Raw genomic sequence first — 19,395 nt, 5'->3', positions numbered from 1 at the left:
CCTCCACGGTCCTTCAAGACCCAGAGGGAACCGATCCATCCGCCGCCTGCTCAGCACGGCATTAATGCCGTGCTGAGCAGTAGCTCCAGTATCGCACCAGAGCTTGAGAAGTTTAAGACAAGAGGGAAGTGTTAAAAAAGGCCACACAGTTCTTCGCAAGCCAAAAGCCGTGAGGTTCGCTTTCGTGCACAGCTTGCGGCCCACTGGCCGATAGAATTGATGTGCCGTGTCTTGCAGATCAGCGAGCGTGGTTATCGTTTATGTCGCTCGCGCCCGATCAGCCATCGGGAGCGAACGGACTGAAGGTGCTGGCGCATATCCGGGAGCAGTACAGCCTGAGCCCCTTGGCAGCTATGCCCCCCCGCATGACGATGGAACTGAAGGAGGCTGGTCTCGATGTCGGCGAGCGTCGGGTTGGCCGGCTGATGGCCGTCAAAGGACTGACAGACGACGAGATCGCCCGGATTATTGGCTGGACCACGAAAAGAGTTGCCTCAATTCGAGCGCGCTATGTTGACGAAGCGAGAGTGGTGATTGCACTTATCGAGCGGCTCAGCGCGTGAAAAGTTTACAGCAGTTTGCAAACCGTTCCGAGGCGCACTCGCTAAGTCATTGAAAAATGGTAGCGGAGGAGGGACTTGAACCCCCGACACGCGGATTATGATTCCGCTGCTCTAACCACCTGAGCTACTCCGCCCCGTTTCGGGCAACGCATTTTCGCGCTGGTGAGGCGCGCATTTACGGCGGGGTTTCGAATTGGTCAACCTCGAAACGACCAACTTTTTACAAACTGCCACGGCCCACCGCGATAGATGTGAAGACAGAGTCCGGAGAAGGCAAAGTTTACAGGCCACATCTGGTGTTTAAGCTGAGTCTGAAAGCTCCGTGCTTCTTTTGTAGAAACCTTATTTTGCACAGTGATATGTAACTTGGGCCTATGCCAATCCTGATCCGTCAACAAACCATGAAACGATCAGCCAGCCGGTCCCGAATAGACAACATATCCGGGCTGATTATTTTTAAGGCAGTTCCCTGTCTCAAAGACATCACACCATCGAGATGTGCCATCGGTTTCGAATTATCTGTCGCACATTGAGCCAGACAACTCCTGATTTCAGGTTCAGCACTAGGCGACAAAAAGTAAAAAGCGTGACGTGGGCATCGAAGAAATCGCACTAAAACGGGAAGTATGTTCGACGCAAGTCATTCGCCCAGGAATGTAGATCAGAAGGCAAACACGCTGTTATTATATAGGAGCCACTCCACTGGGAGAGTTCACAAACTTGCCTCCAGATCGAGTAAGAGTGGAACTAATATGTTACATTTCGCCACGCTTGCGACGTATTTCAAACCACTTCTCAACATTGCGATTATGTTCTTCAAGCGTAGTCGAAAACACATGCCCTCCCTTGCCGTCAGCCACCATATAAAGCGCATCTGTATTCGCAGGATGAAGCACAGCTTCAATCGATGCTCGTCCAGGGTTGGTTATCGGCCCTCTGGGCAATCCCGTACGTGTGTAGGTATTATAACCGTTCACTGCGGCAATTTCAGACTGACGAATACGGCGGCCCAATGGTTTACCCTTGGTGATAGGGTAAATAATAGTGGGGTCGGCCTGTAGCAACATACCCTGTTTGACACGGTTGGAATAGAGGCCTGCGACCATTCTACGCTCTTTGGAAATGCCAGTTTCTTTCTCGACAATAGAAGCCAGAATGACTGCCTCTTCGGGAGCTTTAACTGCGATATTTTTGGCTCTTTCTGGCCAAAGTTCGGCCAGAGTATCAGTCATAGCCTGCTGCATGCGCGCGAGAACATCTGCTCGCGCCTCTCCGCGTTCAAAGTCGTAACTCTCAGGCAGAACCGAACCCTCTGCAGGAACATCGATATCTCCAGTCAGCAACTTTTCCGACATGAGCCGCTCATAAACCATGATAGAAGGCATTCCCTCCGGAATGGTCACAAACCGCCGAATTACATCGCCGTGCTGGAAAGTATCAAGAATAGTGGCCGGACTTGCTCCGGCCGGAAGCATAAATTCCCCTGCCTGTATCGGATCACGACTACCCAAAAACTTCGCCCGGGCCAGAAAACCATCCGCAGAATCGATCACACCCTGTTTTTCCAGCTCGTGCGCGACACCCGTCAAAGTTGAACCCGACGCAACAATGAAAGGTGTGTCCTCCTCCAGATTGGCAGGTACCCACCAACTATAGGTGAACAGCGCCGTGGCTGCCAGGCCGACAAGGCCGATAATGACGACCAGCAGGCAACCGAGACGGCGCATCACATCGTCCTCAGATGACTTTCTTCATGACAAGGCTGGCATTGGTACCGCCGAAACCGAAACTATTGTTAAGTACAGCGTTCACGGTGCGCTTCCGCGCCCTATGCGGGACAAGATCAACGCCTTCTGTCCCTTCATCCGGGTTGTCCAGATTAAGAGTTGGCGGCACGATCTGATCACGCATGGAAAGAATACAGAAAATAGCTTCAACAGCACCGGCACCACCCAAAAGGTGACCGATGGCAGATTTAGTTGAGCTCATCGACATAGTGCCAATGGCATCACCAAATAAGCGACGTACGGAAGCCAGCTCGATCGTATCGGCCATAGTCGATGTGCCATGTGCATTCACATAATCGATATTGTCCGGCGTCATGCCAGCTTTTTTCAGCGCCATTTCCATCGCGCGATAGGCCCCAAAGCCTTCAGGATGCGGTGCTGTAACATGATAGGCATCACCTGAAAGGCCATACCCCACCACCTCAGCGTAAATTTTAGCGCCTCGTGCTTTGGCATGTTCATATTCTTCCAGCACGACCACACCCGAGCCATCTCCCATAACGAAACCGTCACGATCCTTGTCATAAGGGCGACTGGCCTGTTCTGGTCGATCATTAAAAGAGGTATTAAGCGCGCGCGCCTGCGCGAAGCCCGCCACACCAAGCGGATTGATCGTACTTTCAGCGCCGCCGGCGAGCATCACATCGGCATCACCGTCTTTTATCATGCGGGCTGCATCACCGATCGAATGAGCCCCGGTAGAACAAGCCGTCACCACAGCATGGTTAGGCCCCATCAAGCCATATTTGATCGAAACCTGACCTGATATGAGATTGATCAGGCGACCATGGACAAAATGCGGGCTGACACGGCCCGGGCCTCTTTCGTGCAATACGATCGATTCTTTCTCGATGCCTGGCAAGCCGCCAATGCCCGACCCGATCGAACAACCAGCGCGTAATTTCAGATCATCGTCCATGTCATCGAGCCCAGCATCTTCAAGAGCCTGCCCGGCGGCATCTATACCATAGACAATGAATGGATCGACTTGACGCTGAATTTTCCCATCGACCCGCTTATTCGGATCGAAACCATATTCATGGTCAGCCGGTTTGACTTCACAGGCGATCTGGCACTTCTGATCCGATGCATCGAATCGGGTAATCGGACCCGCTCCGCTCTTGCCGGCAAGAAGATTTGACCAACTCGTTTCAACATCACCACCCAGCGGTGTCACGAGGCCCAGTCCGGTTACGACCACACGGCGCATACTAACTCTCCGAAATTACGAAAGGCTCAGCCACCATGGCTGAGCCTCTCATAGCCCTGCCCCGCCCAGTCAGCGCTGGCGGCTGGGCCGGTCGCGGCGGGGCTAGTGGGCTTAGCCCTTGTGCTCTTCAATATACTTGATCGCATCGCCGACAGTCGCAATCTTTTCAGCTGCATCGTCGGGAATCTCAACACCGAATTCCTCTTCAAATGCCATAACAAGTTCGACGATGTCGAGACTATCGGCACCAAGATCGTCGATGAAGCTGGCGTCAGGTGTAACTTTGTCAGCTTCTACACCGAGATGCTCAACAACGATCTTCTTAACACGTTCGGCGGTATCGCTCATCTTTTCCCTCTCAAACTTGGGGGTTAGCAAAATTGGCTTTCGCCCTAATCAATGGTCGGCAAGCTGGCAAGTGCAATACGAAGCTCTCTCACCAGCCAGCCTATTAATGCATCAATCGCCGATCTGGTCCGTGCGTGTTTTTTCTGCTCCGCTGACTTTGGGTGGTTCAATTGTCCGGATGTGCAATTCACGAAGCTGCTGAGGACTTGCGACAGAGGGCGCCCCCATCATCAAATCCTCGCCTTTTTGATTCATTGGGAAGGCGATGACTTCACGAATATTGGGTTCATCGGCCAGCAACATGACAATACGATCAATCCCCGGAGCGGAGCCGCCATGCGGCGGCGCGCCAAGCTTGAAGGCCTCAATCATTCCACCAAAATTGGAGTCGACATCCTCCTTACCGTAACCGGCAATTTCAAAAGCCTTATACATAATATCCGGGCGATGATTCCGGATAGCACCGGAAGACAATTCGTAGCCATTGCAGACGATATCATATTGCCAGGCCAGAATGTCGAGTGGATCCTGATTTTCCAGCGCGTCCATCTCACCCTGCGGCATAGAGAAAGGATTATGGCTGAAGTCGATCTTCTTCTGATCCTCATCATATTCAAACATGGGAAAATCGACAATCCAGCAGAACTTGAAACAATTCTGCTCGATCAGATCAAGTTCCTGACCAACCCGGATCCGGGCAGCCCCAGCCAGTTTAACGGCTTCCGTTTCCTTGCCTGCAGCAAAGAACAGGCCATCATCATTGCCGAGCCCTAATTCCTCGTAAAGCGCGGCCATTTTTTCGGGACCGTGATTCTTGGCTATCGGACCACCAAATTCGCCGCCCTTACGTGTAACGTAACCTAGTCCGGCGTATCCTTCATTACGAGCCCAGCTGTTCATGTCGTCAAAGAACTTGCGGCTTTTATCTGCTGTTTTGGGTGCCGGAATTGTACGAACGACACCGCCTGAACCGACAATCTTTTCGAACAATCCAAAGCCGGATTTTTCGAAATGACTGGTAACATCTGCGATGATTAACGGGTTGCGAAGATCTGGCTTGTCGCTGCCATATTTAAGCATGGCTTCCTTGTAAGGAATGCGCGGGAACGCTCCTGCTGGCGTAACGCTCCTGCCATTGGCGAATTCTGCGAAAGTTCCAGCCAGAACAGGTTCGAGTGCCTGGAACACATCTTCCTGCGTCACAAAACTCATTTCGAAATCGAGCTGATAGAATTCGAGACTACGATCAGCACGCAGATCTTCGTCGCGAAAGCACGGAGCAATCTGAAAATAGCGATCAAAGCCCGCCACCATCATCATCTGCTTGAACATCTGCGGAGCCTGCGGAAGTGCATAAAACTTTCCTGCATGCAGGCGGCTGGGCACAAGGAAGTCGCGTGCACCCTCAGGACTCGATGCCGTAAGAATCGGCGTCTGAAATTCGGTAAAACCCTGTTCGACCATCTTTTGCCGCAGCGAGGCAATCACCTGACTGCGCAATATAATGTTACGATGCATAGTTTCACGACGCAGATCGAGAAAACGATATTTCAGACGGATATCTTCCGGATACTCCTGTTCACCCGCCACAGGCATAGGCAATTCGGCCGCAGCCGATTGAACACTAACAACACGGGCATAAACTTCGATATCACCTGTCGGAAGATTCGGATTGACGGTAGCGTCTGATCGGGCTTTGACTTCGCCGTCGATAGTGACAACACTTTCGGTCCGCAGGCGATCCAGGGTTTCAAGAGCAGGGGAATCTTCATCCACCACGATTTGCGTCATACCAAAATGATCGCGCATATCGATGAAGAGTACTCCGCCATGATCGCGCTTGCGATGCACCCAACCGGAAAGTCGGACGATATCGCCGACATTTGCCTTACGGAGTGCGGCGCAATTGTGGGTACGGTAAGCGTGCATCGAGACTCTTTCCATTAGGGGAGCTATGAGACATTGAGAAAAGGCGCGCTAACACGGTAACACTGCCAGATTGTCAAGCCCGTGCCATGACGACACCTGAAGGTCGATACGAAAAAAACGAATGATTATACACCCGCTAATTACCTCAACTGATGAACTCGTCGATCTGTGTGATCGCCTTGCAAGCTCCGATTATGTCTGCGTGGATACTGAATTCATGCGGGAAAACACATATTGGCCTTTATTATGCTTGGTGCAGATCGGTAATCAGGAAGAGGCAGCAGCCATCGACCCTCTGGCCGAGGGAATCGATCTTTCTCCACTGCTTGAATTGCTGACCGAAAATGAGGACGTCCTCAAAATCTTCCATGCTGGCGGTCAGGATGTCGAAATTATCTATAACTTGACCGGCAAAACACCTCATCCGATTTTCGACACTCAGATTGCAATGATGGCGATCAGTCAGTCTGAACAGATCGGGTACGCCAATCTGGTGGAAAGCTGGCTCAACAAGACAATCGACAAAGGTGCCCGTTTTACCGACTGGAGTCGCCGCCCGTTAACTGACCGGCAGATCGAATATGCCATCGGGGATGTTACGTATCTCGCCGAAATTTTTCCAAGAATTCTCAAAAAGCTCATTAAGACGGGCCGAGGAAGCTGGCTCGATGCCGAAATGGAAAAGCTCGCCGATCCCGAGCATTATCGTAATGACCATAGTCAGGTATGGAAAAAAGTCCGCGCACCTTCGCGTAACGCCCAGGTGCTGGGGCGTTTAAAAGCACTGGCAGCATGGCGTGAAATGGAAGCACAGGACAAAAACATTCCACGCGGTCGGATCATGCGCGATGAAACACTGGCTGACCTTGCCGGGCATCCGCCAAAAAGACAACCAGACCTCGCCAAAGTACGCGGTCTGTCTCAAGCTTGGAAGGATAATGACATTGGCAAACGCTTAATGCGTGTGCTCGACGAAGCAAAACCCTTGCCGAAAAGCGAAATGCCAGAAAAACCCAAACGCGGGGCTCCGCTGGGCAAAGAAGGTGCGCTGGTCGCTGATCTACTGAAACTACTGCTTAAGATTCGCGCTCGTGAGATCGACATCGCTTCACGCTTACTCACCCGTTCGGACGAACTGGAAGCTCTGGCAGCCGGAATCCGTGACCTTCCAGTCCTTCAAGGCTGGCGTTATGATGTTTTCGGCAAGGACGCGCTCGATCTGGTAGAAGGTAAACTTGCTTTCGCTGTCGAGAATGGCCGCCTGAAAATGACTCATATGGATGATGAAAATAGCGATGTGGTCCAGGCCATAAATGCGGAGCCGGCTGAAGGATGAGCACCTATCTGCCTACGATCAAGCAGCTGCAATATCTAGTCGCACTGCATGAACATGGGCATTTCGGCCGAGCAGCTGAGGCTTGTTTCGTTTCGCAATCGACGCTCTCCGCAGGGATTCGCGAACTCGAATCACTACTTGGGGTGATCCTGGTTGAACGTAGCCGCCGTGTCGTTCGCTTCACGCCACTCGGCAATGCGGTGGTTGAAAAGGCTCATCGCCTGTTACGGGAAGCCGAAGAACTCTCAGAGCTGGTGCAGTCTGCTGGCAAACCGCTTTCGGGCGAGTTGCGGATGAGCGTCATCCCAACCATCGCACCTTTCCTGCTCCCGCGCATTCTGCCACGCCTGCGTAAGGACCGGCCCCAGCTAAAGTTATTTCTACGCGAAGAGATCAGCCAAGATGCTGTTGAATCATTGCATCACGGTCGAGCTGACTGTGTGTTGTTAGCCCTGCCTTTTGCTACCGGAGAAGTGGAAAAAGAAACGATTTTTCAGGATGAATTATTCGTGGCTTTTCCAAAAGATGATCCACGTAATCCGCCTGATCGTATTCCACCATCCATGATTGATGAAGGGCGCCTCCTCCTGTTAGAAGATGGACATTGCCTTAAGGAACACGCCTTGGCGGCCTGTAACCGGCCTGAATTGCGGGCCAGCGCGACCATGATAGGCACAAGCCTGCACACACTGGTTCAGATGGTCGATAACGGGCTTGGTCTTACAATGCTCCCCAAAATGGCCATTGAGGCTGGTATTCTCGATGGTACCAATGTGGTTGCGCGACCACTGAAATCCACTCAGGCAAGCCGTGAAATCGCTCTCGTCTGGCGCAAAAACTCTCCTCGTGAAGAAGAATTTCGTATGTTAGCAGATGAATTGCGTGCAGAGAAAGCAGACGCAGATCGTTAATCAGGCAACTTCGCACTCCTTGCCAGTTATCGTTTCCACATTGACCGCTGAAACATCAGGGTGTTGACGAGCTGAAAGGTGTCCTCCCCGTCCGTTTTTCTTGACAGCGTAAAGAGCGGCGTCAGCCTCTTCGAGGACTGTCATTACATCACCCGCGTTATTCTTGTTCCACACCGAAAGCCCAACGCTGATTGACATGTAAACCACTTCTTCCCGCCAATTCAGAGGCGTCTCAGCCACTCGCTCGACCAAATCGCCCGCCAGCAAGGAAGCTCCAGCGATATCTGTGTCTGGCAAAAAGATACAAAATTCATCACCGGCAATACGCGCAAAGACATCACTGCGACGTAAACGTGAACCGATAATCCCGGCGATATGCTGCAAACAAACATCTCCCGCCGCATGACCATAATTGTCATTGACCATTTTGAACTTGTCGACATCGACCATCAACACGCTGGCGCCATCAGCAGCCTCCTGAGGTACGATACGCCCATTGCTAAGACCGTCTACGATAAAACGGCGATTCGCCAGACCAGTTAACGTATCTTCATACGCCAGCTTGGCGACTTCTCCACGCAGTCGGTCCACCGCCATGACGATCAGGCCAAAATTCCAAACCATCGCACTAAAAAGCTGCACCAACAGCGAATTGGCTGCCACAATGAAATAGATCAAGGACCCTCGTTCAATATGGGCCACATAAAGCACATTCATAATGAACCAAGCGAAGATCGCTAACAGATTGAGAGCTATCCCTACAGCGGCAATGACACTGCCCGTGGATACAGACCCCCGCTTCAGCAACAAAATCGCCGCAGCGCATAACGGTACGGAAAAAGAAGCCAGATAGACCGGATTTCTTCCCATCCAGAAAGGATAAGACACCAGCATGCAGGCAAGACTGACCGCCATGAAGATGAATGCATTTCGGTAAACAGAATGCAGTTTGTAAAAGAGCCGCACACCGATGTAAATTTCGGTAAAGCCGGCCAGCATGAAAGCGTTACCCGCCAAGCCGACGGCATAAGATTGCAAAGGTTTTTGGGCGGCGAGAAGCAGTCCTCCTATTAGCCAGAAAACAGCAGACAAACACCAATGCCTAGCCGCTATCATATCGCGATAATTCCAAGCGATCACGGCCCAGATTACGCTCAGGGCGATCGAATCGAGAAAGGAGACGAGATAAAGTGTGGTGAAATCCACATCGATGTACCAACTCGTCGTCATGAGGTTGACTTGCGATGACCTTCTGAAAAAACCATTAAGCCCATACGCATTATTGCGAATGCTTGGCCAGCGCGGCTCTTCATTATGTCTCACTTCTGCGCGGTATTTTTGACAAATGCTAAACCGCCTTGCAGAGCTTACACATCATTCGACAGGTAAGCTCTGCTCCATCATCCACACAGAGGGAATAAAAATGGCCGATCCGATGACTGAGGGCGACACTGCGCAGGATCGACAATGGCCACGCCTCAGCCCCCTGCAGACCGGTATTCGCGGCCATTGTCCACGCTGTGGCCAGGGCCAGCTTTTCAAAGGCTTTTTGGCTTTGCGAAAAAATTGCGACCATTGCGGACTATCTTATGCATTCGCCGACCCTGCAGACGGCCCTGCCTTTTTCGTAACGTGTTTCGGCTGCATTCCGGCAATTGCTCTGGCGCTGATTTTGCAGGTAAAGTTTGATCCGCCCGTCTGGGTGCATCTGGTCGTTTCTTTACCGATTCTAATTATCACCTGCGTAGCGCCATTGCGGCCACTGAAAGGGTGGCTGACATGCAGCCAGTATTTCTACAAGGCGGGCGAAGGCAAACTGCGCAACTCGATCGATTGAACAACCGGCACGCTCAGTCCATATGCTTGATGCCAACTCGCAAATAATCCCAGCCGGTAATAAGCGTAAGGACAGCCGCTCCCCACAAACAAAGCAATCCGACAAGATGTACAAAAGTATATTGCGGTAAACCTGAGCCGAGAATGAGAGCACCCAACGCAATTAACTGAAAAGTGGTCTTCCATTTTGCGAGTTTTGATACAGGCACTGAAACCTGAACCCCCGCCAAGAATTCACGCAAACCCGACACGGCAATTTCACGCAACAAAATGATAAGTCCTGCAATCACATTCCAGTTATCAATGTCACGATTGGCAACAAGCATCAAAACCACAGCAGCCACCATGATTTTATCAGCAATTGGATCGAGAAAAATACCGAGCTTAGAAACAGTGCCACTCGCTCGTGCCAACATACCGTCAAAATAGTCGGTGATACCCATCAGACAATAGAGCGCAAAAGCGAATAAGTAGCCCCAATCCCAATGCGGCCACCACAGAAGGGCTATCAACAAAGGAAGCGCGACGATACGCGAAAGAGTGAGAATATTCGGCAGGGTCAACATGGCAAACAATGCCCTAGCGCCGAAAACCGATTGGAAAAAGCGCTTACTGCCCTTGTCCCGCACAAAAGCCACGTTAATGGTCTGACCCAGACCCAAGGCAGCACAGGCCGACAATTTTGACTTCCATCCAATTGCTGAAGAAACGTAACTTTCTGCCGCTGTTTGTCACGCAACTGCTTAACGCCTTCAACGACAACCTGTACAAGAACGCGATGGTCCTGTTCGTCGTGTATCAGGTCTATAATTCAGCAGAAGCTGAGGCCCAATTTAGTGCCGTTGCCTCCGGCCTGTTCATTTTGCCCTTCTTTCTTCTTTCCGCTCTTGCCGGACAACTGGCAGATATGCGTGACAAGGCGAAGATTATCCGATGGGTCAAGGGGGCTGAAATCGTTATTATGACCTGCGGGGCAACGGGTCTTTATCTTGCATGGCGAGCAATGCTGATTGAGTCGCTCGCTATTCCTCTCATGCTTCTGGCGCTTTTTGCGATGGGCATTCATTCAACGTTTTTTGGTCCGATCAAATATGCAATTCTGCCTCAGCACCTTGATCGTGAGGAGGTTCTCGCCGGGACAGGGCTTGTCGAGGCAGGAACCTATATCGCAATTCTAGCAGGAACAATTCTAGCTGGCTGGGTGCCCGTTGAAGTGGCTGGGATAATCGTTGTGATTATGGCTGTTGTCGGTTTTCTGACCAGCCGACAAGTACCTGCCGCCCCTCCGCTCGAAACGGGACAAGTCATCGATCTGCATGTCATCCGTTCATCCATCACCCTCATTCGCAACACAATGAAGGACCGTGAAGTCTTTTACGCGATCATGGCCATCAGCTTCTTCTGGACGATTGGGGCGGTGTTATTCATCCAATTCCCGCCCCTTGCAAAAAATGTTCTGTTAGCAAGCAAAGAGGTTGCAAGCTTGTTCCTTGTGACCTTTTCCATCGGTGTTGCCATTGGTTCAGTATCGATCAACACGCTGCTAAAAGGTAAGGTCTCAGCGCGTTATGGTCCAATTTCTGTTCTCGCTATGGGCGCATTTGTCGTACTGTTTTATTTCGTATGTCGATTGTGGTCGCAAAATGTGTCGGGCGATCTGATGGGCGTAGGCGAATTTCTCGCTCAGCCCCTTGCCCCGCTTGTACTTGGCACTTTGATGTTGATCGCCATTTCCGGCGGGATGTTCGTTGTCCCGCTTTACGCATTTCTCACAACCAAAGTTGATCCGGGCCAGGCCGCCCGTACGGTTGCTGCAAATAATATAGTCAACTCAGGTGCGATGGTGGGCGGCTCTTTGCTAGCAGCCGGATTAAGTGCTGCCGGCATTGCGCTAGTCGAACAATTGCTTCTGAGCGGCGGTATGTGTCTGATCTCCGCGTGGCTGGGCGCATTGCTGCACCGGGCCGAAAAGCATGCCGCGAAACAATAAGCTGAACCGCCGCACGTTTGCCGGAGGCCTTTTAGTTTAAGTTATGCTGTCATGGGCTGTTATCCAGCATTGCATCATATTGCTCTTCAGCCCCAACAGGCAGAATATTGCCGATAGGTTCCAGCAGGCGGCCATTATTGAACCAGTCGGCCCATTAGCGTGGCGTATTTGGCGGCCGAACGACCGTCACGGACCTCGCCTGTGGATCACCTCAGCCTTTTAGAGGCTATAAATGGTCTCGGCCAAAGCGTTGTCGTAACTGTCGCCCACGCTACCCACCGACGGTTCGATTCCGGCTTCCATCAGACGCTCGGTGTAGCGATTAGACACATATTGAGAGCCGCGGTCGCTATGATGCACGAAGCCGCTACGATGATATGGGCACTTTTCGTGAAGTGCCTGCTCCAAAGCGTCCAGCACGAAGCTTGTGTGGGCCGTCCGACTTACTCGCCAACCTACAATCCGGCGGGCCGTAGGTGTCGATGACAAAAGCCACATAGACGAAACCCGCCCAGGTGAACACATTAGGCATAATCTGAAACCCACAGCATGTTTGGTGCAGGACCCTAAAACTACCGGTTCACATGATCGAGCGGACATGGGGCCAGACTTATCGCTCATCGTGGTACGAACAAGCTTACCCGGATCACTCCCAGAACACCCAAAAGTCGCGCATCAGCCTGGCCATCGTCGATCGGGCAACAAGATAGCTTTCGCGCTGCATTTACCGTCAATCCTTGCGGATATCGTAGACGCCAAAGTTCTCCAAAAACACGCGCAAACCTTCAGGCTTGAGCGCATGGTTACGCTTCATACGAGCTGATAGTCGCGCTGGATAACCGTGTTGCGCTATACGTTCCCAGTAGGTGGATGAACCCTGTAGATCGGCTCAACCTCATAAACATCCCTATCTTCATCGATGAAGGCGATCATTTGCGAAATGGCGGTCGAGTGTCCGTCTTGGTCAAGGGCGTGCAGGCTGCCAATCACGCTGTTCTCGCAGCAACGTGTTCGCCAAGATGACCATGCGTCGCATGACAGCTGCAATCGCAACTTTCTTCGCCTTTCCAGCTTTCAAGAGATGCTGGTACGCCGCTTTAAAATCCTGATTGAAGCGGATGCCCAACTACGCGCCCTGCCCTTTGATCGATTGAAAATTGACCGGAGTTTTGTGCTGGAAATCGCTCACAATGGAGGTCGCTCAAAGCTGGTCAAAGCAATTATTTAGCTTGATATTGGATTTAATCTTCCAATTGTTGCGGAAGGTATTGAAGACGAAACCACACAGGCGGCCTTCCGTTCATTTGGAGCGATGGAGGGCCAGGGTTTCCTCTATGGTCGCCCGCAAGATGCGCGGCCTACATATGAAATGCTAATGGGCATAGGCTTAACACCCGCCCCTTTCGATAAGGGTTCAGCCTCCAATTTAATGTCGAGCGTGGTCGGCGCTTCAGAGGATACGGTTCCGCCTGATATTTCTTCGATCAAAGGGATTGGATAAACGGATTGCTGCGTTGCGATTGCTTTCATCTGCGCCTAGGTGACGAGAATGCGTGTTTCTTTCACCAAAATGCACGGATTGGGCAATGACTTCATTGTGCTTGATGCACGTGAAGCTGAACTGCCACCAGTCGATGCCTGCTTTGCCCGCCAAATCGCAGACAGGCGCACAGGCGTCGGATGTGACCAGCTTATTCTACTGAACCATTCCGATTGTGCCGATTTCCGTATGCGGATTTTCAATTCTGATGGCAGTGAAGTGGAATCCTGCGGGAATGCCAGCCGCGCCGTTGCCCTGCTTCATGGAAAACCTGCTTGTATCGAAACCGGCGGAGGCCTGATTTCCGCTCATCTTTCCGGACAGGACGTTGCAGTAGATATGGGTGAACCACAATTTGAGTGGGACGCCATTCCTCTGGCTTTTGCAATGGATACGCTTTCGATGCCCGTTGGCTGGGAGTATCTTGAAAATCCGGTTGCTGTAAATGTCGGAAACCCGCATGCTGTTTTTTTTGTAGATAATTGCGATGCAGTAGATCTAGCGCGCCTTGGCCCGCTGATTGAAACCGATCCGGTCTTTCCCAATCGTGTAAATGTGAATGTCGCGACAGTCGAAAGCCGCGCAGCAATTCGTTTACATGTATGGGAGCGCGGAGCCGGACTTACACGGGCCTGTGGCACAGGTGCCTGCGCAACGGCTATTGCAGCTATGCGCCGAGGTCTCGTTGATCGTACCGCCAATATTACGCTTCCTGGTGGCACACTTACAATCGAATGGGGCGAGGATAATCGCATCACGATGACCGGCCCCGCTACCATTGCTTTTACGGGAAGCTTTGACTGGGATCAGTTTGCATGAAGGTAGCGCCGGCTCCTTCCAAAGCAGAAGTGATTTCCCTTGGCTGTCGACTAAATATTTCCGAGAGCGAACAGATTCGCGCTCTGCTTGCCGACGAGAACAATGTGGTGGTCATCAATAGCTGTGCCGTCACCAGCGAAGCCGTGCGTCAAACACGTCAAGCCATTCGTCGCGCTCGTCGCAACCGCCCCGATGCTCGCCTTATTGTGACCGGGTGTGCCGCTGATATCGAACGCGAACAACTTAGTGCAATGCAAGAAGTGGACGGGCTGATCGCCAATACGCAAAAGCTTGACAGTCGAGCCTGGAATGTTCCGGCATCGTCAAGACCTGTTCTGGCTCAGCATACACGAGCGTTCGTCACAGTTCAAAACGGGTGTGACCATGCATGTACCTTCTGTATCATCCCTAAGGGCCGCGGAAGTAGCCGATCCCTAACGATTTCTGAGGTTCTGAGCGACGTAGAGCATCACCTCTCACAAGGTGCCGCAGAAGTGGTGTTGACCGGTGTGGATGTAACCAGCTGGGGCCATGATTTACCGGGGCAACCCTCTTTAGGACAATTGGTTCACGCCATTCTGGAGCGTTTTCCAGAGCTTTCTCGCCTGCGTATGTCTTCTCTCGACGGAGTCGAAATCGATACCGATCTGTTCGATCTGTTTGCTGGCGAAGAACGAGTGATGCCTCACCTGCATTTGTCCCTCCAATCGGGCGACGATCTTATCTTAAAGCGGATGAAACGTCGCCACAGTCGTAAAGATGCTGTTGATCTCGTTAGGCGTTTGCGCAAATACCGCCCAGATCTTGCCATTGGTGCAGACATCATTGCCGGTTTTCCTACAGAAACCGAGGACATGCACGCTCAAAATAAATCGATTATCACTGAGCTTGGTATCGTGCATGGCCACATATTTCCCTATTCACCGAGACCGGACACCCCCGCAGCACGCATGCCTCAAGTGGATCGTGCGATTATCAAGCAACGGGCGGCCGAACTACGTGCTGAAACGCAAAAGTGCCGTGATCGCTGGCTGATCAACCTGATCGGTACAGAGCAGCAAGTACTCGCAGAAAAGGATGGTACGGGTTACGCGCCTTCTTTTGCGCGTATACAGCTTCCTGAAGGAACACCTGCGGGACGCATTTTAAACGTTAAACCGAAAAAACTGGAAAAAGGGTTGCTGAAATGAGCGACACTGGCTGGTCTGAAAAGCTGTTCGGCGGCTTTCGAAAAACATCTGAGCGGCTGTCGCATAATCTGACCGGCGCAGTTGGCACGGCAAAACTTGATGACGAGACACTGGACGACGTAGAGGATGCACTGATCCTCTCTGATCTCGGCCCAAGTGCCGCAGCGCGTATCAGAGCAAAACTCTCGGAAAAGCGCTTTGGCCTGACCATTACCGAAAAAGAACTCAAAGAAGCCGTAGCGGAGGAAATTGCTGCTATTCTGCGTCCGGTAGCCAAGCCGCTTGAAGTCACAGCATTCCCCCGACCACAGGTAGTGTTGGTAATCGGAGTCAACGGATCAGGCAAAACCACTACGATTGCAAAGCTGGCGCATCTATTTCAGGAAGATGATTACGGGGTAATGCTCGCGGCAGGCGATACATTCCGGGCGGCCGCTATCGGACAGCTTAAAGTTTGGGCAGACCGGTTAGGCGTTCCAATTGTGACTGGACCGGAAAAAGGTGATCCGGCCAGCATTGTATTCGACGCGGTCAAATCGGCCACGGAGACTGGCATTGACGCTCTGGTGGTCGACACCGCAGGCCGCCTTCAAAATAAGCGCGAACTGATGGATGAGCTAGCCAAAATTCGTCGTGTGCTTGGCCGTCTCAATCCTGAGGCGCCACATGATGTAGTGCTGGTTCTTGATGCCACCAATGGTCAGAATGCTTTGTCACAAATCGAGATATTCAAGGAAGTCGCTGGAGTGACCGGACTTATTATGACCAAACTTGACGGCACAGCACGCGGTGGCGTGTTGGTAGCAGCTGCTGAGCAATATGGTTTGCCAATCCATGCTATCGGAGTGGGTGAAACGATTGAGGACCTGCGCCCCTTCGACCCTGATCTGGTTGCACGTGTTATTGCCGGAGTAGCCTGACATGGGCAAGGATGGTGCCCCAAAGAAAGCCAGATCGAGCTGGATAAACTTGTTGGTCGATTATGGGCCACTACTGGTTTTTCTGGCTGTCTATAAACTCTCATCCCCATCCAATGATGTGTCAGGAGTGGGAGCCATTGTCGCCGTCGTCAAAAGCACTGGAGCTTTTATCATTGCAGCTCTTGTTGCTTTAATCATCTCCAAGTGGCGCCTTGGCTCTATTTCCCGAATGCTGTGGCTTTCCACAATCCTTATTGTCGGCTTTGGCGGACTGACTATTCTTCTACGCGATCCCTTCTATGTGCAGGTCAAGCCTACCGCTCTCTATATCTTTTTTGGTGTTGTACTGCTTGGCGGTTGGCTGAAAAGAAAAGCTTTTCTGCAATGGCTGCTCGAAGCGGCCTTTGAAGGTTTGAACAAGGAAGGCTGGCTCAAACTGTCGCGCAACTGGGGATTTTTTTTCCTGTTCCTTGCCGTGCTCAACGAAGTGCTGCGCCACCAGCTCTCCTTTGGAGACTGGCTGGCAACAAAGTTATGGGTCTTTATGCCGCTTTCTTTCCTTTTTACCTTCACGCAATTGCCCATGCTGCTCAAACATGGACTATCCGTTGCAAGTGAAGAAGAAGTGGTGAAAAATCCACCAACTGACTAAGCAGCGATAGCAATTGCAAGGCGGCGGTTTTCAGCTGCTCTTTTCATATTGGACTCTATATTCCGTTCTCACAAATCGTTATCTATACCCAAACGATTGTAAGTAGTATCCAAATAACTGGATGGGGATGAAAGGGGCAGCGATAGCACGAGCCTACCTGACTATTTGCGGGTAGCCGGTGACGACAGCGTTGTCGAAACAACAGGTTGCGGCACAACTTTCGGCGTAAGCATTACGAGCGTATTGAAGTGGTCCCAGCAGATACTGTTGAAAACTGACTGACCGCAACTTGTCAGTGACCATGCCACACTGATCGGTCACTGCTGCGTAAGGCAACCGCCGTAACGCATCGGACAACTGCTCGAACCCGCTTGCCCCCAGGTATGGGAAACCACTTCGGGAACAGCGGATCATTAGAACAAATCTAGATCGCTATCTGGCTTCCCAGCTCCACTACACGATTCGTCGGCAAGCGGAAGAAATCCATCGGTGTAGCGGAGTTTCGCATCATCCACGCGAAGAGCTTTTCACGCCAGATCATCATGCCCGGTTTCTCAGCTGCAAGCAAAGTCTGCCGTGACAGGAAGAAGCTGGTGTTCATCATGTCGAACGGCTCACCACACATATCGATATGAGCCAAGGCTGCGGGAATATCGGTTTCCTCCATGAAGCCATAGCGCAGTATCACGCGATAGAACCCGTCCCCATAATCCTTCACCTCAACACGATTATTCGGATCGACATACGGAATATCGCCAATCGAAACAGTCAGCACCACCACACGTTCATGCAACACTTTATTGTGTTTGATATTATGCAGCAGAGCAGAAGGCGTACCGCTGGAACCGGAATTCATGAAAATTGCCGTACCTGGCACACGTGCAGTGCTGTTCCGACCTGATTTGGCAAAAATATCAAGCGGCAGCCCGACTTCCGCCATTCGTTCACGCATCAGTTTGCGGCCCTTGGCCCAAGTCGTAAGCAGCGTAAATGCGACCGCACCGACCAAAAGCGGAAACCAGCCACCATCGGGTACCTTAGTGAAGTTTGCAGCGAAATAAGCACCGTCCACGATGAAGAAAACCAGCATTACAGGAACTGCATACCACCAGCGCCACTTCCACACGGCCATCAACAGCACAGCCATCAAACAGGTATCAATCAGCATCGCACCTGTCACCGCGATACCATAAGCCGATGCAAGGTTGGACGAGTTACGGAAGAAAAGAACGAGAATGATGACCGCAATCATCAAAGCCCAGTTAATCAGAGGAATATAAATCTGCCCCTGCTCGGTCTCAGAGGTATGCAGAATCGACAAGCGCGGAATGAAGCCAAGCTGAATCGCCTGGTGCGTGATCGAGTAGGCTCCTGTAATAACCGCCTGACTGGCAATGAATGTAGCCGCTGTCGCGAGCAGAACCAGCGGCAGTCGCATCGCTTCCGGAGCCAAAAAGAAAAACGGATTTTCGATGGCTTCGGCTGCGCCGGCATCCCCGAGACTAAGGATCATCGCTCCCTGCCCAAAATAGTTGAGCAACAGACAAGGCATCACGAAACCGAACCAGGACAACCGTAACGGCCCACGACCGAAATGCCCCATATCTGCATAAAGCGCTTCAGAACCCGTAACTGCCAACACAACGGAACCCAACGCCAGAAAGCCCAGCACCTTGTCGGTCATGAAGAACTGGATAGCATACCAGGGATTTAGGGCGATCAGCACAGTCGGCATCTGGAAAATATGAATGATCCCCAGAACCGCTAGCGTAACAAAATAAATGATCATTATCGGCGCAAACAAAGTGCTGATTCGCGCAGTCCCTCGTTTTTGCAGAACAAAAAGCAAAACCAGCAGAATCAAGGCGATCGGGATAACAAGCGGGGAAAGCCGTGATTCAACCACTGTCAGGCCCTCCACGGCTGACAGCACCGACACCGCAGGAGTAATCATCGAGTCGCCATAAAACAATGCAGTCGCAAAAACGCCCAGCATCACGGTCAGCCAACCGTAGCTAGATTTCCTGATATAGCGTGAAATCATCGCAACAAGTGCAAGCGTGCCACCCTGACCTTTATTGTCCGCACGCATGAGAATAGCGACATACTGAATCGACACGACCAAAGTCATGGACCAGAATATTAGACTAACCACACCGAGAACGTGCAGATCATCGAGCGCCAAGGGATGCGGCCCGACAAAAGTTTCCCGGAAGGCGTAAAGCGGGCTCGTGCCGATATCGCCAAACACGATGCCGACAGCAGCAGCAGCCAGCTTCACCTTCGCAGACGGGCTGCGTTCGGCATCAAGGCCATGCGGAGAATATTCGGTATTGTCACTCATCGGGAAGAAAAGTCCCTTCT

At 51.7% G+C, this 19,395-nt stretch carries 17 protein-coding genes, 1 tRNA gene and 1 pseudogene; 10 read left to right on the top strand and 9 right to left on the bottom strand.

Annotation, left to right across the window (positions count from 1 at the left end; translation table 11 throughout):
• Positions 1-260 precede the first annotated feature (260 nt).
• Positions 261-563 (top strand): hypothetical protein, encoded by a 303-nt coding sequence (locus D6851_RS17910; protein WP_210210337.1) that lies wholly within the window; start codon positions 261-263, stop codon positions 561-563.
• 57 nt (positions 564-620) lie between these two features.
• On the opposite strand, the gene D6851_RS08380 is transcribed toward D6851_RS17910, so the two are convergent.
• The 5 genes from D6851_RS08380 to aspS all read right to left on the bottom strand — a co-directional run bounded on the left by D6851_RS08380 (position 621) and on the right by aspS (position 5,837).
• Positions 621-697, bottom strand: a tRNA-Met gene (locus D6851_RS08380).
• 621 nt (positions 698-1,318) lie between these two features.
• Entirely contained in the window at positions 1,319-2,290 is a 972-nt protein-coding gene (gene mltG, locus D6851_RS08375; RefSeq protein ID WP_120324411.1) for an endolytic transglycosylase MltG, read from the bottom strand.
• A gap of 10 nt (positions 2,291-2,300) precedes the next feature.
• Positions 2,301-3,560 (bottom strand): beta-ketoacyl-ACP synthase II, encoded by a 1,260-nt coding sequence (fabF, locus tag D6851_RS08370; protein WP_120324410.1) that lies wholly within the window; start codon positions 3,558-3,560, stop codon positions 2,301-2,303.
• 111 nt (positions 3,561-3,671) lie between these two features.
• On the bottom strand, positions 3,672-3,908 hold the full coding sequence (locus tag D6851_RS08365; protein ID WP_120324409.1) for an acyl carrier protein: 237 nt from the start codon (positions 3,906-3,908) through the stop codon (positions 3,672-3,674).
• Positions 3,909-4,019: 111 nt separating this feature from the next.
• Positions 4,020-5,837 carry an aspartate--tRNA ligase gene (aspS, locus tag D6851_RS08360; RefSeq protein ID WP_120324408.1) on the bottom strand — a complete coding sequence of 606 codons (1,818 nt, stop codon included), beginning with the start codon at positions 5,835-5,837 and terminating at the stop codon, positions 4,020-4,022.
• A gap of 121 nt (positions 5,838-5,958) precedes the next feature.
• Between aspS and rnd the strand changes: the two genes are divergently transcribed.
• Together rnd and D6851_RS08350 are read left to right on the top strand one after the other, a co-directional pair.
• On the top strand, positions 5,959-7,173 hold the full coding sequence (gene rnd, locus D6851_RS08355) for a ribonuclease D (protein ID WP_120324407.1): 1,215 nt from the start codon (positions 5,959-5,961) through the stop codon (positions 7,171-7,173).
• Entirely contained in the window at positions 7,170-8,084 is a 915-nt protein-coding gene (locus D6851_RS08350) for a hydrogen peroxide-inducible genes activator (RefSeq protein ID WP_120324406.1), read from the top strand. The genes rnd and D6851_RS08350 overlap by 4 nt, the downstream gene beginning before the upstream one ends.
• On the opposite strand, the gene D6851_RS08345 is transcribed toward D6851_RS08350, so the two are convergent.
• Positions 8,085-9,407: a GGDEF domain-containing protein gene (locus tag D6851_RS08345; protein WP_147395447.1), complete on the bottom strand. Its 1,323-nt coding sequence runs from the start codon at positions 9,405-9,407 to the stop codon at positions 8,085-8,087.
• A gap of 100 nt (positions 9,408-9,507) precedes the next feature.
• Between D6851_RS08345 and D6851_RS08340 the strand changes: the two genes are divergently transcribed.
• On the top strand, positions 9,508-9,921 hold the full coding sequence (locus tag D6851_RS08340) for a DUF983 domain-containing protein (RefSeq protein ID WP_238473996.1): 414 nt from the start codon (positions 9,508-9,510) through the stop codon (positions 9,919-9,921).
• A 13-nt stretch (positions 9,922-9,934) separates the two neighbouring features.
• Here D6851_RS08340 and pgsA read toward each other — a convergent pair whose 3' ends face one another.
• The gene (gene pgsA / locus D6851_RS08335; RefSeq protein WP_120324462.1) at positions 9,935-10,486 is read right to left on the bottom strand and encodes a CDP-diacylglycerol--glycerol-3-phosphate 3-phosphatidyltransferase; all 552 of its coding nucleotides are present in this window, start codon (positions 10,484-10,486) and stop codon (positions 9,935-9,937) included.
• A 113-nt stretch (positions 10,487-10,599) separates the two neighbouring features.
• Here pgsA and D6851_RS08330 point away from each other — a divergent pair, with 113 nt between their 5' ends.
• Positions 10,600-11,910 carry an MFS transporter gene (locus D6851_RS08330; RefSeq protein ID WP_120324404.1) on the top strand — a complete coding sequence of 437 codons (1,311 nt, stop codon included), beginning with the start codon at positions 10,600-10,602 and terminating at the stop codon, positions 11,908-11,910.
• Positions 11,911-11,959: 49 nt separating this feature from the next.
• Here D6851_RS08330 and D6851_RS18030 read toward each other — a convergent pair.
• A pseudogene (locus tag D6851_RS18030) lies at positions 11,960-12,843 on the bottom strand (IS3 family transposase); the annotation flags it as partial.
• On the opposite strand from D6851_RS18030, the gene D6851_RS17550 reads away from it, so the two are divergent.
• The 5 genes from D6851_RS17550 (at position 12,830) to D6851_RS08295 (ending at position 17,031) form a co-directional block, all read left to right on the top strand.
• Complete coding sequence (locus tag D6851_RS17550) at positions 12,830-13,138, top strand: EAL domain-containing protein (RefSeq protein WP_147395446.1); 309 nt, start codon at positions 12,830-12,832, stop codon at positions 13,136-13,138. The pseudogene D6851_RS18030 and the gene D6851_RS17550 sit on opposite strands and share 14 nt — an antisense overlap.
• 321 nt (positions 13,139-13,459) lie before the next feature.
• Positions 13,460-14,269 carry a diaminopimelate epimerase gene (gene dapF / locus D6851_RS08310; protein ID WP_120324400.1) on the top strand — a complete coding sequence of 270 codons (810 nt, stop codon included), beginning with the start codon at positions 13,460-13,462 and terminating at the stop codon, positions 14,267-14,269.
• Positions 14,266-15,459, top strand: a complete 1,194-nt coding sequence (gene mtaB / locus D6851_RS08305; RefSeq protein WP_120324399.1) for a tRNA (N(6)-L-threonylcarbamoyladenosine(37)-C(2))-methylthiotransferase MtaB — start codon at positions 14,266-14,268, stop codon at positions 15,457-15,459. The genes dapF and mtaB overlap by 4 nt, the downstream gene beginning before the upstream one ends.
• On the top strand, positions 15,456-16,379 hold the full coding sequence (gene ftsY, locus D6851_RS08300; RefSeq protein ID WP_120324398.1) for a signal recognition particle-docking protein FtsY: 924 nt from the start codon (positions 15,456-15,458) through the stop codon (positions 16,377-16,379). The genes mtaB and ftsY overlap by 4 nt, the downstream gene beginning before the upstream one ends.
• Position 16,380: 1 nt before the next feature.
• Complete coding sequence (locus tag D6851_RS08295; protein ID WP_120324397.1) at positions 16,381-17,031, top strand: inner membrane-spanning protein YciB; 651 nt, start codon at positions 16,381-16,383, stop codon at positions 17,029-17,031.
• Between the two features lie 424 nt (positions 17,032-17,455).
• Here the strand turns inward: D6851_RS08295 and D6851_RS08290 are convergent, their stop codons facing one another.
• Positions 17,456-19,375: a potassium transporter Kup gene (locus D6851_RS08290; protein ID WP_120324396.1), complete on the bottom strand. Its 1,920-nt coding sequence runs from the start codon at positions 19,373-19,375 to the stop codon at positions 17,456-17,458.
• Positions 19,376-19,395 lie beyond the last annotated feature (20 nt).

The sequence above is a fragment of the Altericroceibacterium spongiae genome (assembly GCF_003610805.1).
Lineage (GTDB): Bacteria > Pseudomonadota > Alphaproteobacteria > Sphingomonadales > Sphingomonadaceae > Altericroceibacterium > Altericroceibacterium spongiae.
The sequence above is the reverse complement of the archived record's forward strand: the minus strand, read 5'-3'. Positions and strand labels throughout refer to the sequence as shown.